Source organism: Rothia santali, assembly GCF_024199905.1.
Classification (GTDB): Bacteria; Actinomycetota; Actinomycetes; order Actinomycetales; family Micrococcaceae; genus Rothia; species Rothia santali.
Genome location: NZ_JANAFB010000019.1, coordinates 24202 through 37360 on the forward strand (window position 1 = coordinate 24202; position 13159 = coordinate 37360).

Below are 13159 nucleotides of genomic sequence, written 5' to 3' on the forward strand. Positions count from 1 at the left end.
CCGCCCCCGCCGGCCTAGTGGGCGGCGTCGTTCCAGGACCGGCCGTGGCCGACCTGGACCTCCATGGGCACGGTCAGGTCCACCGCGCCGCCCATCTGCTCGACCAGGATCTCCTGGGCCCGCTCGAGTTCGCCGGGGGCGACCTCGACGATGAGCTCGTCGTGGATCTGCAGCAGCAGCCGGGAGTCCAGGCCCTCGGAGCGCAGCGCCTCGTCCACGCCGAGCATCGCCTTCTTGATGATGTCCGCCGCCGAGCCCTGGATGGGGGCGTTGAGCGCGGCGCGCTCGGCCATCTCGCGCAGCTGCCGGTTGTCGCTGTGCAGGTCCGGCAGGTAGCGGCGCCGGCCGAGCATGGTCTGGGTGTACCCGTCCTTGCGCGCCTGCTCCACGATGTCCCGCAGGTAGGTCCGCACGGCCCCGAAGCGCTTGAAGTAGTTGCCCATCAGCTGCCGCGCCTCGTCCACCGAGATCCGCAGCTGCTTGGACAGGCCGAAGGAGGACAGCCCGTAGGCGAGCCCGTAGCTCATGGCCTTGACCTTGGAGCGCATCTCCGAGGTGACGTCCTGGGGCTCGACGCCGAAGACCTGCGAGCCGACGTACCGGTGCAGGTCCTCCCCGGACCGGTAGGCCTCGATCAGGCCCTCGTCCCCGGACAGGTGCGCCATGATGCGCATCTCGATCTGGGAGTAGTCGGCGGTCAGCAGCGTCTCGAAGCGGTGCCCGCCGGACTCCCGCGGGTCCACCACGAAGACCCCGCGGATGCGCCGGCCCTCCTCGGTGCGGATGGGGATGTTCTGCAGGTTCGGGTCGGTCGAGGAGAGGCGGCCGGTCGCGGCGATGGCCTGCTGGAACGTGGTGTGCACGCGGCCGTCGTCGGAGGTGGCCTTGGCCAGGCCCTCGACCGTCTGCTTGAGCTTGGTGTAGTCGCGGTAGGTCATCAGGCCCGCGAGGAAGCGCTCGCCGGCGGACTCCGGGGCGGCGTTCTCCAGGAGGTTCTGGAGGGACTCGACGTCGGTCGAGTAGCCGGACTTGATCTTGCGGGTCTTGGGCATGCCGAGCTCCTCGAAGAGCACGACCTGCAGCTGCTTCGGCGAGCCGAGGTTCACCTCGTGGCCCGCGGCGTCCCACGCCTCCTGCTGGGCCTGGCCGGCCAGGCCGGCGTAGTACTCGGTCAGCTCGGCGATCTCGGCGGAGTCGACGGCCACGCCGAGGCGCTCCATGTCGCCGAGGATCCGCGCCAGGGGCAGCTCGAGGTTCTCGGACAGGCCGGTCATCGAGCGCTCCTCGAGCTGGCCGTCCAGGGTCGCGCTGAGCGCCTCGGTCAGGGCGGCCAGCTGCGCCTCGTAGGCGGTGTCGACCGAGCCGCCGAAGAGGGTGCCCTCGTTGTCGTCCTCGGCGGGCTCCGGGAGGGCGCTGTGCAGGAACTGCCCCACGAGGTCCTCGAAGACGTGGTCCCGGCGGCGGGGCAGCGGGATGAAGCCGCAGAGGTAGGCGGAGAGCGCGGGGTCGTCCACGACGCCGGCCAGCCGCACCCCGGCCTCGGCGAAGGACTTGTGCGCCTCCTTGGCGCCGAAGACGATCTTGGTGGACCCGGCGTCCTCGAGCCACTCGACCAGCGACTCGCGGGCGGCGCCCTCGAGCTCGTTCCACGGCAGCCACGCCGCGCGGGTCCCGGAGGCCAGGGTCAGCCCCAGGACCTCGCGCTCGTGGGCGCGGCCGACCTCGCCCTCCGCGTAGTAGGGCCGGAGGGTCACGGCGGCGTTGGCGCGCACGGCGTCGTCGTCCTGCTCCGCGGCCTCCGGGGAGCTGGCGTGGGCGGCGTCCAGCCACGCGCGGAGCTCCTCGGGGGTCTGCGGGGTCGCGACCTCCTCGATCGCGGAGGTGCTCGCGCGCGGCGCGGCGGAGTCCTCGGCGAAGACGGCGAAGAGCCGGTCCCGCAGCGAGCTGAACTCGAGGGTGTCGAAGAGCTCGTTGACGGCGTCGCGGTCCGGGCGGGGGTCCAGGGCGTCGGCGAGGTCCAGGGGGATCTCGACGTCGGTGACCAGCCGGTTGAGGCGGCGGTTGCGGCGGACGTCCTCGACGTGGGCGCGCAGGGCCTCGCCCTTCTTGCCGGTGATCTCGTCCGCGTGGGCCAGGATCCCCTCGAGGTCGCCGTACTTGGCGATCCACTTGGCCGCGAAGCCGGGGCCGACGCCGGGCACGCCCGGCAGGTTGTCGGCCTTCTCCCCCGTCAGGGCGGCCAGGTCCGGGTAGAGGTGCGGGGGCACCGCGTACTTCTCCTCGATGGCCGCGGCGTCCAGGCGCGGGAGGTCCTTGGTCACGCCCTGGCGCGGGTAGAGCACCGCGACCTGGTCGTTGATCAGCTGGAACGCGTCCCGGTCGCCCGAGACCACGAGCACCTCCATCCCGCTGCCGGCCCCGGTGGTGGCCAGGGTCGCGATGATGTCGTCCGCCTCGAAGCCCTCCACGGTGACCGAGGGGATGCCCATGGTCTCCAGGACCTGCTTGATCAGGCTGACCTGGCCGCGGAACTCCTGCGGTGTCTCGTCGCGGCCCGCCTTGTACTCGGCGTACTCCTCGCTGCGGAACGTGGGCGTCGAGAGGTCGAAGGCCACCACCACGTGGGTGGGCTCCTGGTTCTTGATCAGGTTGATCAGCATGGCCGTGAAGCCGTAGACGGCGTTGGTGCACTGGCCGGTCGACGTCGAGAAGTTCTCGGCGGGCAGCGCGAAGAACGCGCGGAAGGCCATGGAGTGCCCGTCGATGAGCATCAGGCGCTCGGAGCGGGCGGGGGACGTGGAGGCTGGGGCTGAAGTCACCCTACAATCCTAAACACAGCACCACCCCCGAACATGAGAGCAGGGCATGGAACCCACGACGACCGAGCGGCTGCGCGCCAGCGGCATCCCCGAGCAGTACCACCCCTTCTTCGCCGAGCGCGGCCTGGGCGGGCTCGCGGAGAAGATGGGCATCGTCTTCGAGGAGATGGGGCCCGAGCACTCGGTGGCCCGGATGCCGGTGGAGGGCAACACGCAGCCGGCGGGGCTGTTGCACGGCGGCGCGCACCTGGTGCTCGCGGAGACGCTGGGCTCGATCGCCTCCAACATCGCGGCCGGGCCGGGGAAGATGGCCGTGGGGGTCGACATCAGCGCGACCCACCAGCGGGCGATCACCTCGGGCTGGGTGACCGGGACCTGCACTGCGCTGCACCTGGGCGGCAGCCTGTGCGTGCACGAGGTGGTCATGCGGGACGACGCCGGCCGGAGGCTCTCCACGGCGCGGATCACCAACATGGTGGTGGATCGGCGGGGGTGAGCGGGCGGGGCCGTCCCGGTCCGACCGGGGCGGCCCCACGGCACCGGGGGCGGCTAGGAGACCTGCCGGACGATCGTATCCGCGACCTCGCGCATCGACAGGCGGCGGTCCATCGAGGTCTTCTGGATCCAGCGGAAGGCTTCGGGCTCGCTCAGGCCCATCTTGCTGATGAGCAGGGACTTGGCCCGCTCCACCAGCTTCCGGGTCTCGAACTGCTCCTTGAGGTCGGTCACCTCGCCCTCGAGCGCCTTGATCTGCTCGTAACGGCTCATGGCCACCTCGATCGAGGGGATCAGGTCGTTCTCCGTGAACGGCTTGACCACGTAGGCCATGGCGCCGGCCTCGGTGGCCCGGTCCACGAGCTCCTTCTGGCTGAAGGCGGTGAGCAGCACCACGGGGGCGATCCGCTCGTTGGAGATGATCTCGGCCGCGCTGATGCCGTCCATTTTGGGCATCTTGACGTCCATCAGCACGACGTCGGGCTCGTGCAGCCGCGCCATCTCCACGGCCTGCTCGCCGTCGGCGGCCTCCGCCACGACCTCGAAGCCGCGGTCCTTCAGAATCTCGACGATGTCGAGCCGAATGAGCGCCTCGTCCTCGGCCACGACCACGCGGCGCTGGGGGGCCTCCTCGGACCCCTCGGCGTCGGACGGGGCGGCGACGGCCCGGGCGGCCTCGGCGGACTCGGGGACGGCGCCCGCGTCGAACGGGGACGCGACGCTCTCGCCGGTCTGGTCAGGTGTCGGCTCGGACATGGTGATCTCCATCCAGTGCTGTGTCTCGGAAGGGCCCGGTCGGACCCGGGGCAACCCGGACCAGTTTACGACGGCGCGGCGGCCGGCGCGGTCCGGGTCCCCTGGGGCCCTGGAGTCGTCCCCCGCGCTAGGCGCCGGTCGCGGCGGCGGCCAGGCGGTCCACCGACGCCTCGAGCTGGTCCTCGGTGACCAGCGGGAAGCCGATCTGGTTGACGGTGTCCTGGTCCACCTTGGACCAGTCGTAGGTCAGGCTGATGTCCGCCGAGTCCGAGCCGGTGGAGGTCAGCTCCCAGATCCACTCCCAGCCCGGGGGCTCCTCGCCCGCCGGCGCGGTCTTCCAAGAGATGAACTTGTTCTCCTCGAAGCCGGTCACGTGGTTCTCGGTCTTGTAGTCCCCGCCCATGTGGTCGCCGTGCATGTTCATGCGGAAGACGTCGCCCTGGCCGGAGATCCGGTCGGTCTTGTCGTCCGAGACCACGAAGCCGGAGCCGTCGATCTCGGCGTGGCGCTCGGGGTTGCTCAGGATGTTGAAGAGATCCTTCGCCGGGATGTCCACGGATCGGGTGACGGTGATGGAGTTCTTGTCTGCCATGTGAATCTCCTCTGCTCATCAATCGGGTGTCCCCCGGCGCGCCGCGCCCCGCGGAGCAGGTCGACGGCCGGGAGGTCGTGTGTCTCACAGTAGCCAGGGCCCCGGGGGTCATCAAGGAATCCGGGGGCACTCAGGCTCTGGGCGAAACCCGCGCCGGGGCGGCGTCGTTCCGGGATATCGGCATTCGCGTTCTGACCAGGCGCAACAAACGCGTCGGGAGCGCCCGCGGGCGCCCGCCGGAAATATACTTCGAGCATCTCACCCGCTCGTCACCGAGGAGACCGCTGTGTCCGCTTCCCCCCTCATCCCCCGCTCCCCCCGCGCCCGCCGAAGATGGCCGCTCTCCGCGGCGGCCGCGGCCGTCCTGCTGCTGGTCGCCGGGTGCTCCGGGGGCGCCGACGCCGGCTCGGACGGGTCCGCCGACGCCGCGGGTCCGGGCGGCCGCGTGGGTCCGCCGACGCCGCGTGTCCGGGCGGCCGCGTCGTCGGCGGCTCCGCGGGGCTCCGCGTAGACTGACCGCCGTGAGCGAATTGAGGATGCGCCCGGCCAGGACCGGCGACGTCAGAGGGATCAGGGGCCTGATCGGGCCGTACGCCGTGGACGGCATCCTGATCTCCAAGGACGCGGTGGACTACTACGAGGCCGTGCAGGAGTTCCTGGTCGTGGAGCTGCTGGACGAGCGCGGGGATGCCACCCTGGTCGGCTGCGGCGCGATGCACGTGATGTGGGAGGACCTGGGGGAGGTCCGCACGCTGGCCACGGATCCGGTGGCCAAGGGCCGCGGGGTGGGGCGCATGCTGGTCGACGCGCTGCTCGAGCGCGCCCGGTCCCTCGGCATCACCCGTGTCTTCTGCCTGACCTTCGAGGTCGACTTCTTCCGCCGCCTCGGGTTCGAGGTCATGGACAACCAGGACACCGTGGACCCCGAGGTCTTCTCGGAGCTGCTGCGCTCGCACGACGAGGGCGTCGCGGAGTTCCTCGACCTCGCGCGGGTCAAGCCGAACACGCTCGGCAACACCCGGATGATCCGGCAGCTGTAGGGGAGGGGTCCGGGCTCAGTGGGGGAGGCTCACCCCGGCGTCGTCGGCGTGGGCCAGGCCGTCGGTGAGCAGGCCGGTCAGGCAGCGCTCCAGCTGCTCGCGCGGGGCGCCCAGCTCGCGCAGCCGCCGGGCCGCCGTGGTCTCGGCGGCGGTGGCGTCGGCCGACGAGCCTGCACCACCCGCCGCGCCGGCCCCGCCCGCCGCGCCTGTTCCGCCGGCCGCGCCGGGCCCACCTGCCCGCCCGCGGTCGCTCCGGGCCGGCTGCCGCCGCGGGGGCCACCAGGGACTCCCGGGGCACGGGCGCCTCCGCCGCCCGCAGGACGGCCATGATCGCGCCGCGGGCCTGCCGGTCCGTGCCCTTCCAGGCCTGCCCCGTGGGGACGTAGTCGGCCTCGGGGCGCCCCGCCGCGACCCACGCGCAGTCCTCGAGGACGGGGCAGGCGTCGCAGAGCGGGGAGCGGGCCGTGCAGACCAGGGCCCCGAGCTCCATGACGGAGACGTTCCAGGCGACCGCCGCGGCGTCGTCCTCGGGCATCAGGGCGTCGGCGAGCCGGGTCTCGGCGGCCGTGAGCGACCTGCCGGGCAGGGCCTTGCCGGACACGGCCCGGGCGTGGACGCGCCGGATGTTGGTGTCGATCACGGTCTGCCGCCGGCCGAAGGCGAAGACGGAGATCGCGGCCGCCGTGTAGGAGCCGACGCCGGGCAGGTCCAGCAGCTGCGCGTGCTCCCGGGGAACCTCGCCGCCGTGGCGCTCCACGATCGCGGCCGCGGCCGCGTGCAGGCGCAGGGCGCGCCGGGGGTAGCCGAGGCGGCCCCACTCGCGCACGGCGTCGCCGGTCGAGGACGCGGCCAGGGCGGCCGGGGTGGGCCAGAGCTCCATCCAGCGCCGCCACACCGGGAGGACCCGGACCACCGGCGTCTGCTGCAGCATGAACTCGCTGACCATGACCTGCCAGGCGGTGCGCTCGGGGGACCGCCAGGGCAGGTCGCGGGAGCTCTCCGCGAACCACGCGATGATGCGCTCGTGGAGGCGGGTCACGACCTCGGGGCCGGGCAGGGAGGGGGAGGAAGATCTCATCGCCTCCTCACTGTAGGCGATGACGCCGGTGCGTGGCGCGCGGCTACCATTCGGTAGCCTGGGGGCATGGCAGATTTCGAGGATGAGGACCCCGGCGAGCGGCGCTACGAGCGGCTGTCTCCCGCGGTGTACCGACGGCGCAGGATCGTCGCGGCGCTGATCGCGTTGGCGGTCATCGCCCTGGTCGTCTGGGGGGTCGTCTTCGCGGTCCAGCGCATCGGCGCGGGCATGGGCGGGGGGTCCGAGCCCGCGCCCACGCAGACCGAGAACAACAACTTCGAGAGCTTCAGCGCGCGCCCGACGCCGTCCGGCAGCGGCACCGCCGGATCCTCCGGCACGCCGTCGGGCTCGGCCAGCGCCTCCGCCGAGGGCAGCGCGAGTCCCGGGCCGTCGGGCAGCGCAAGCCCCAGCGGCAGCGCGGAGCCCTCCGGGTCCGCCGAGCCGTCCGGATCGGCGGAGGCCGCGGACGACGCCGCCGAGCCCTCGCCCTCCGCGGAGGCCGCCGGCGAGGTGCACGCCTGCCACGACGACCTCCGCGTCACCACCTCGGTGGACCGCGAGTCCTACGCCCCCGGGCAGACGCCGGTGATCACCGCGACCGTGGTCAACGGCTCCCCGAACCCGTGCAGCATGGACACGTCCGCCGACGTGCGGTACGTGATCACCTCCGGGCCGGCGGAGGTCTACGACTCCCAGGCCTGCGGCGCGGCCCCCGAGGGCGGGCAGCAGACCCTGGCGCCCGGGGCCGAGGCCACGCGCGAGAGCACCTGGGACCTCGCCATGACTGCCTACGGCTGCGGCGTGGAGGCGACGCCCGCCGAGCCGGGGTACTACTGGGTGACGGCGAACGCGGGCGGCGTCGAGAGCGCGCCCGAGCTGATCCGCCTCGACGGGTAGGGCGGCGGCGGGCCGGACCGTGTCACCGCCGCGCGGTCACATGAACCGCTCGAGCAGGCTCGACTCGGCCATCCGCGCGAGCGACTCCCTGATGTTGCGGGCGCGCTGCTCCCCGATGCCCTCCACGGCCTTGAGGTCCTCCAGGTTGGCCGCCATGAGCGCCTGCAGGCCGTCGAAGCGATCCACGAGCCGGTCCGCCACGACCCGCGGGATGGAGGAGATTCCGGCCAGCAGCCGGTGCCCCCGCGGCGCGATCGAGTGCTCCAGGTCCCCGTTGCCCACCAGCCCGACGCTGCGGGCCACCGTCGCGGGGTCGGCGAGCTCGACGGGGTCCAGGGCCGCGAGGGCCCCGCGCGCCTCGGCCAGCGCCGCGGCGGTCGGCTCCACCGGGAGGTAGTCCATCAGGACCGTGTCCGCGTCGGGCCGGTTGAGCACCAGCTCCTCCAGCTGCATCGAGATCATCCGTCCGTCCACGCCCAGCTCCATGACGCTCTGGTCGATCTCCTCCGTGATGCGCCGGACCAGCTCCAGGCGCTGCAGCGTCGCGGCCACGTTGCGGACCGTCACGTCCGACTCGATCTCCAGCGCGGAGAGGTTGGCGAACTCCTGCTCGAGCCGCTCGGTGTATCGCTCGAGGGTCTGGATGGCCTGGTTGGCCCGGGCCATGATCGCCTGGGAGCCCTCCAGCGGGTAGCGCTCACCATCCACGTAGATGGTGATGATGCCCATCGACTTGGACACCGAGACCACCGGGAACCCGGTCTGGCGGGCCACGCGCTCGGCGGTGCGGTGCCGGGTGCCCGACTCCTCGGTGGGGATCGAGGGATCCGGCATGAGGTGGATCCCGGCGCGCAGGATGCGGGTGACGTCCCGGTCGCAGATGATCGCGCCGTCCATCTTGGCCAGCTCCCGCAGCCGGGTGCCGGTGAAGTCGATGGCGATGTCGAAGCCGCCGGTGCCGATCGCCTCGACCGTCCGGTCGTAGCCCAGCACGATCAGCGCGCCGGTCCGGCCCTGCAGGATGCGCTCGAGCCCGTCGCGCAGCTCGGTGCCGGGGGCGAGCTGCGCCAGGGTCTTCTTCAGGAGAGTCGTGCGAGGTGAAACCACGGTGACCAGTCTACGGGCCGACGCCGCCGCCCCCGGCCCGCACGGGCAGTGCCTCCCGTCTCGTTCGGGGGCCGGACGACGCCGGCGCCCCTCCCGCCCCCCGGGGCTCCTCCCGGCTCGGAGACCCCCTCCCGCCCCGGCGCCCTACCCCTTGGCCGAGCGGGCCGGGAACAGGGTGTCCACGGCGTCGACCACGGAGGCGACCTCCTTGACCGTGACCCCCTCGGGCACGTCCCCGACGCCGGCGGGGGAGGAGGGCACCATGACGTGCGTGAAGCCGAGGCGGGCGACCTCCGCGATCCGCTGCCGGATCCCCGGCACCGCCCGCACCTCCCCGGCCAGCCCGACCTCGCCGAAGACCACCAACCGGCGCGGTAGCGGCTTGTCCTCCGCGGCGGAGGCCAGCGCCATGACCGTGGCGAGGTCCGCGGCCGGCTCGGAGAGCCGCACCCCGCCCACCGTGGAGAGGTAGCAGTCCAGCTTGCCGACGTTGAAGCCGGCCCGGCGCTGCAGGACCGCGAGCAGCATGGCCGTGCGCTGGGAGTCCAGGCCCGCCGTCGCGCGCCGCGGCTGGGCCGTCGAGGACTCGTCCAGCAGGGCCTGGACCTCGGCCAGCAGCGGGCGCCGGCCCTCCATGGTGATGGTCAGGCACGTCCCCGCCACCGGGTGCGGCGTCCGGGAGACGAAGAGCCCCGAGGGGTCCGTGACGCCCTCGATCCCGTCCTCCAGCAGGTCGAAGCAGCCGACCTCATCCGTGGGGCCGTAGCGGTTCTTCACGGCCCGCAGCATCCTGATGCGGGAGTTCTTGTCCCCCTCGAACTGGCAGACCACGTCCACCAGGTGCTCGAGCAGCCGGGGACCGGCGATGGTCCCCTCCTTGGTCACGTGGCCCACCAGCAGCGTCGTCATGTTGCGGCGCTTGGCCTCGGCGATGATCGACGCCGCGACCTCGCGGACCTGCGTGACCCCGCCCGCCGAGCCCTCGACCTCCCCGCTGGCCAGCGTCTGCACCGAGTCGAGGATCAGCAGCCCGGGCTGGACCTTCTCGATGTGGGCGAGCGCGGCGCCGAGGTCGGTCTCCGCGGCGAGGTAGAGGGTGTCCGCGACGGCGCCGATCCGGTCCGCGCGCAGCTTGACCTGGGCGGCGGACTCCTCGCCGGTCACGTACAGCACCTCGTGGCTCCCGGAGCCCCGAGCGCCGGAGGGCTCGGCGTCCCCGCGGGCCCCTGACCCGCCGCGGGCCCCCACCGTGCCGCGAGCCCCGCCGTCTCCGGCGTCCCCGCGGGCGAAGGTGGCCGCGACGTCGAGCAGCAGCGTGGACTTGCCCACGCCCGGCTCTCCGGCCATGAGGATCACCGCACCGGGGACGAGCCCGCCGCCCAGCACGCGGTCGAACTCGCCGAGGCCGGTGGGGGCGAAGCGGGCGACGCTGGCGTCCACCTCCGCGATGGGCCGGGCCGGGGTCTCGACGCTGCGGGAGGCGCTGGTCCGCGGTGCGGTGCCGCCGGCGCCCACCTCCTCGAGGGTCCCCCACTGCTGGCACTCCCCGCAGCGCCCGACCCACTTGGCGGTGGTCCAGCCGCATTCGGCGCAGCGGTAGGCGTTGGCGGAGCGGGAGGTCTTGCGTGCGGGACTCATGCCTCCAGCCTATGCCGGGCCACCGACAACTTAAGCCCGGCTGTGGACCGCGACGCCGCCCCGCGGCCGGCCTCGGTGATCCGGCCCCGCGGCCGGCGCCCGCCTAGAGCCCCTCCCGCGGGTCGTCGTCGGGATCCACGGTGCCCATGGCCTCGGTCAGCTCCTGGCGGATGGTCACCAGGACCCGGCTGGCCTCGGCGTGGGTCATGCCCGTGGCCACCAGGAGGTCCACCGTGAGCGGCCGGATCAGCATGACCAGGGCCTCGCCCTGGTAGGTCCGCACGTCCATCGCCTGGGGGTCCAGGGTGCCCGCGGTGCGGGTCAGGCTCTTGCGCGCCCGGCGCCGGAAGGACCGGCGGGCCTCCGCGGTGTCGGCGGTCAGGGAGAGGCCGATGAGGTCCACGGCGTCGGCCAGCTCGTTCAGGGCCCGGTGCAGCGCGGTCACGGCCGCGGGCCGCAGCTGCACCGTATCGATGGTGTTGGCGATGCGGCGGGTCAGGACCCGGGTGTTGCGCACCGCGTTGTCCAGCCCGTCCACGATCCGCCCGTAGCGCTCGATGTCCGCCCGGGTGGCCCGCCGCGTGAGCGTGAGCCGGGCGTTCTCCCGCCCCATCCGCAGGGCCCCCTCCAGCGAGGCGACCAGCGGGTGGGTCTGCCGGGCGCGGGACAGCGCGTGCCAGGCCTCCGCGGCGTCGTAGTCCCCGATGGCGGAGCCCGCCTCCCGCAGCACGGTCGCGAACTCCTGGGTTAGCCGCCGCAGGGCGCGGACCGGCTCGCGGCGGGGGTCGCTGGGCACTAGCGCCATAATGACCAGGGCGCACAGGCCCCCGACGACGGCGTCGAGGCTCCGCGCGAAGGGCCCGTCCACCGAGGCCGGCAGCAGCACGATCAGCACCGCCTGCAGCCCCATCTGCGTGGTGAAGATGTTCCCGTTGTCCAGGAACCGGGCGAGCAGGATCGACACGAGCAGCACGAGCGCGGCCTGCGCGAGCCCCCGGCCCAGGAAGTACATGAGCACGTCGCCGATCACGATGCCGAGCGTGCAGCCGATCGAGACCTCGAGGATCCGGCGCAGGTGCGCCGAGGCGTTGCCGTAGCCGAGCGAGACGATCGCCGCGGTCGCCGCGAACAGCGGGCCGGTGTGCCCGAGCACCTTCTCCGCGATGTAGTAGGCCCCCACGGCGGCGGCCGTGATCTGCAGCGACTGCCAGAATCCGACGCGGACCCGGGAGTACCCCGAGCGGGCGCGGGCCCTCAGCTGACCCGACGCCGTGCGCGCCGCCTCGCGGACCTTTCCTGAACCCATGCTCCTCATCGTAGACGGGCCGGCCGGCGGCGCTCGGCGGGCACGGGACGCGAGGGCGCGGTTCCGTGCCCCCGAGGGCCGGCTCCCGGAGGGGTCGGCCGGCCGCCGCAAAGTTCACTCCTCGTTCACCTCGCGTGGTCGATCAGGCCACCTGGCGCTCCTAGGCTGGGACCTGCGCGGCCAGGATCGGGCGCGCACTCATCACCTCGAAGGGGTCAGCTCTCCATGAAGCTCTCTCGCATCGGGCGGTTCGCCGCCCTCGCCGCCGTCGGGACCCTCGCCCTCACGGCCTGCGGAACCGACGACGCGACCGGTCAGGGGACCGGGACCGCCGGCGGCGGCGACTCGGTGACCGGCACCGTCTCCGGCGTCGGCGCCTCCTCGCAGCAGGCGGCCATGACCGCCTGGCAGACCGGCTTCCAGGAGGTCAACTCCGGGGCCAGCGTGCAGTACTCGCCGGACGGCTCCGGGGCCGGGCGCGAGGCCTTCCTGGCCGGCGGCGCCGACTTCGCCGGCTCGGACGCCCACCTGGACGACGACGAGACCGAGTCCTCCCGCGAGGTCTGCGGCCCGGACGGCGCGATCAACATCCCGGCCTACGTCTCGCCCATCGCCGTGGCCTTCAACCTGCCCGGCGTCGAGCACGTCAACATGGACGGCCCGACCATCGCGAAGGTCTTCAAGGGCGAGATCACCCGCTGGAACGACCCCGCCATCGCCGCCGAGAACGAGGGCGTCGAGCTGCCGGACACCGCCATCACCGTGGTCCACCGCTCCGACGACTCGGGCACCACCGAGAACTTCACCGAGTACCTGGCCGCGGCGTCGGACGGCGCGTGGGGCCAGGAGCCGGACGGCAACTGGCCGGGCGGGTACTCCGCGGAGGCCAACAAGGGCACCTCGGGCGTGGTCTCCACGACCGCGGAGACCGAGGGCGCCATCACCTACGCCGACGACTCCGCGGTGGGCGACCTGGGCACCGTCAACGTGCAGTCCGGCGAGCAGTACGTGGAGGTCTCCCAGGAGGCCGCGGCCGCCGCCCTGGAGAGCGCGCAGCGGGTCGAGGGCCGCGGGGAGCACGACATGTCGCTCGAGCTGAACCGGACCCCGGACGACGGCTCCTACCCGATCGTCCTCGTCTCCTACCACGTCGTCTGCTCGCAGTACCAGGACCAGGAGGTCGCCGACCGGGTCAAGGCCTTCGAGGGCTACGTCGTCAGCGAGGACGGCCAGCAGACCGCCTCCGACGCCGCCGGGTCCGCGCCGCTGAGCGAGGGTATCCGCCAGGACGCGCAGCGGGCCGTCGACTCCATCACCGCCGGGGGCTAGGTTCCCCGGGCGGCGCCCACCCGCTAGCATGAGTCCCGCCCGGGCCCTCCGCGGCCCCGGCGGGACTCATGCCGCAGACCATCGAGATCGAGAGCGTGAAGG

The 13159-nt window shown here is 73.1% G+C and carries 12 protein-coding genes; 5 read left to right on the forward strand and 7 right to left on the reverse strand.

Annotated elements, in window-relative coordinates; genetic code table 11:
* Window positions 1-14: 14 nt before the first annotated feature.
* Window positions 15-2771: a DNA polymerase I gene (polA, locus tag NBM05_RS08990; RefSeq protein ID WP_302183835.1), complete on the reverse strand. Its 2757-nt coding sequence runs from the start codon at window positions 2769-2771 to the stop codon at window positions 15-17.
* Window positions 2772-2865: 94 nt separating this feature from the next.
* Between polA and NBM05_RS08995 the strand changes: the two genes are divergently transcribed.
* Window positions 2866-3315 (forward strand): PaaI family thioesterase, encoded by a 450-nt coding sequence (locus tag NBM05_RS08995; RefSeq protein WP_254166658.1) that lies wholly within the window; start codon window positions 2866-2868, stop codon window positions 3313-3315.
* A 53-nt stretch (window positions 3316-3368) separates the two neighbouring features.
* Here NBM05_RS08995 and NBM05_RS09000 read toward each other — a convergent pair whose 3' ends face one another.
* Together NBM05_RS09000 and NBM05_RS09005 are read right to left on the reverse strand one after the other, a co-directional pair.
* Entirely contained in the window at window positions 3369-4082 is a 714-nt protein-coding gene (locus tag NBM05_RS09000) for an ANTAR domain-containing response regulator (protein ID WP_254166660.1), read from the reverse strand.
* A gap of 115 nt (window positions 4083-4197) precedes the next feature.
* The gene (locus tag NBM05_RS09005; protein ID WP_254166662.1) at window positions 4198-4662 is read right to left on the reverse strand and encodes an SRPBCC family protein; all 465 of its coding nucleotides are present in this window, start codon (window positions 4660-4662) and stop codon (window positions 4198-4200) included.
* A 286-nt stretch (window positions 4663-4948) separates the two neighbouring features.
* Here NBM05_RS09005 and NBM05_RS09010 point away from each other — a divergent pair, with 286 nt between their 5' ends.
* Together NBM05_RS09010 and NBM05_RS09015 are read left to right on the forward strand one after the other, a co-directional pair.
* Window positions 4949-5173 (forward strand): hypothetical protein, encoded by a 225-nt coding sequence (locus tag NBM05_RS09010; protein WP_254166664.1) that lies wholly within the window; start codon window positions 4949-4951, stop codon window positions 5171-5173.
* 25 nt (window positions 5174-5198) lie between these two features.
* Entirely contained in the window at window positions 5199-5702 is a 504-nt protein-coding gene (locus tag NBM05_RS09015; protein WP_254166708.1) for an amino-acid N-acetyltransferase, read from the forward strand.
* Here the strand turns inward: NBM05_RS09015 and NBM05_RS09020 are convergent.
* Window positions 5656-6780, reverse strand: coding sequence for an iron-sulfur binding domain-containing protein (locus NBM05_RS09020; RefSeq protein ID WP_254166666.1), 1125 nt, complete (start codon window positions 6778-6780; stop codon window positions 5656-5658). The two genes, NBM05_RS09015 and NBM05_RS09020, sit on opposite strands and share 47 nt — an antisense overlap.
* Before the next feature lie 66 nt (window positions 6781-6846).
* Between NBM05_RS09020 and NBM05_RS09025 the strand changes: the two genes are divergently transcribed.
* A complete protein-coding gene (locus NBM05_RS09025) occupies window positions 6847-7677 on the forward strand; it encodes a hypothetical protein (protein WP_254166668.1) in 831 nt (276 codons plus the stop codon).
* A 36-nt stretch (window positions 7678-7713) separates the two neighbouring features.
* On the opposite strand, the gene disA is transcribed toward NBM05_RS09025, so the two are convergent.
* The 3 genes from disA to NBM05_RS09040 all read right to left on the reverse strand — a co-directional run bounded on the left by disA (window position 7714) and on the right by NBM05_RS09040 (window position 11728).
* Window positions 7714-8784 (reverse strand): DNA integrity scanning diadenylate cyclase DisA, encoded by a 1071-nt coding sequence (gene disA, locus NBM05_RS09030; protein ID WP_254166670.1) that lies wholly within the window; start codon window positions 8782-8784, stop codon window positions 7714-7716.
* Between the two features lie 144 nt (window positions 8785-8928).
* On the reverse strand, window positions 8929-10422 hold the full coding sequence (locus NBM05_RS09035; protein ID WP_254166672.1) for a DNA repair protein RadA: 1494 nt from the start codon (window positions 10420-10422) through the stop codon (window positions 8929-8931).
* Between the two features lie 103 nt (window positions 10423-10525).
* Window positions 10526-11728, reverse strand: a complete 1203-nt coding sequence (locus NBM05_RS09040) for an FUSC family protein (RefSeq protein ID WP_254166674.1) — start codon at window positions 11726-11728, stop codon at window positions 10526-10528.
* 225 nt (window positions 11729-11953) lie between these two features.
* Between NBM05_RS09040 and pstS the strand changes: the two genes are divergently transcribed.
* The gene (pstS, locus tag NBM05_RS09045; protein WP_254166676.1) at window positions 11954-13057 is read left to right on the forward strand and encodes a phosphate ABC transporter substrate-binding protein PstS; all 1104 of its coding nucleotides are present in this window, start codon (window positions 11954-11956) and stop codon (window positions 13055-13057) included.
* The last annotated feature ends 102 nt before the right edge of the window (window positions 13058-13159 follow it).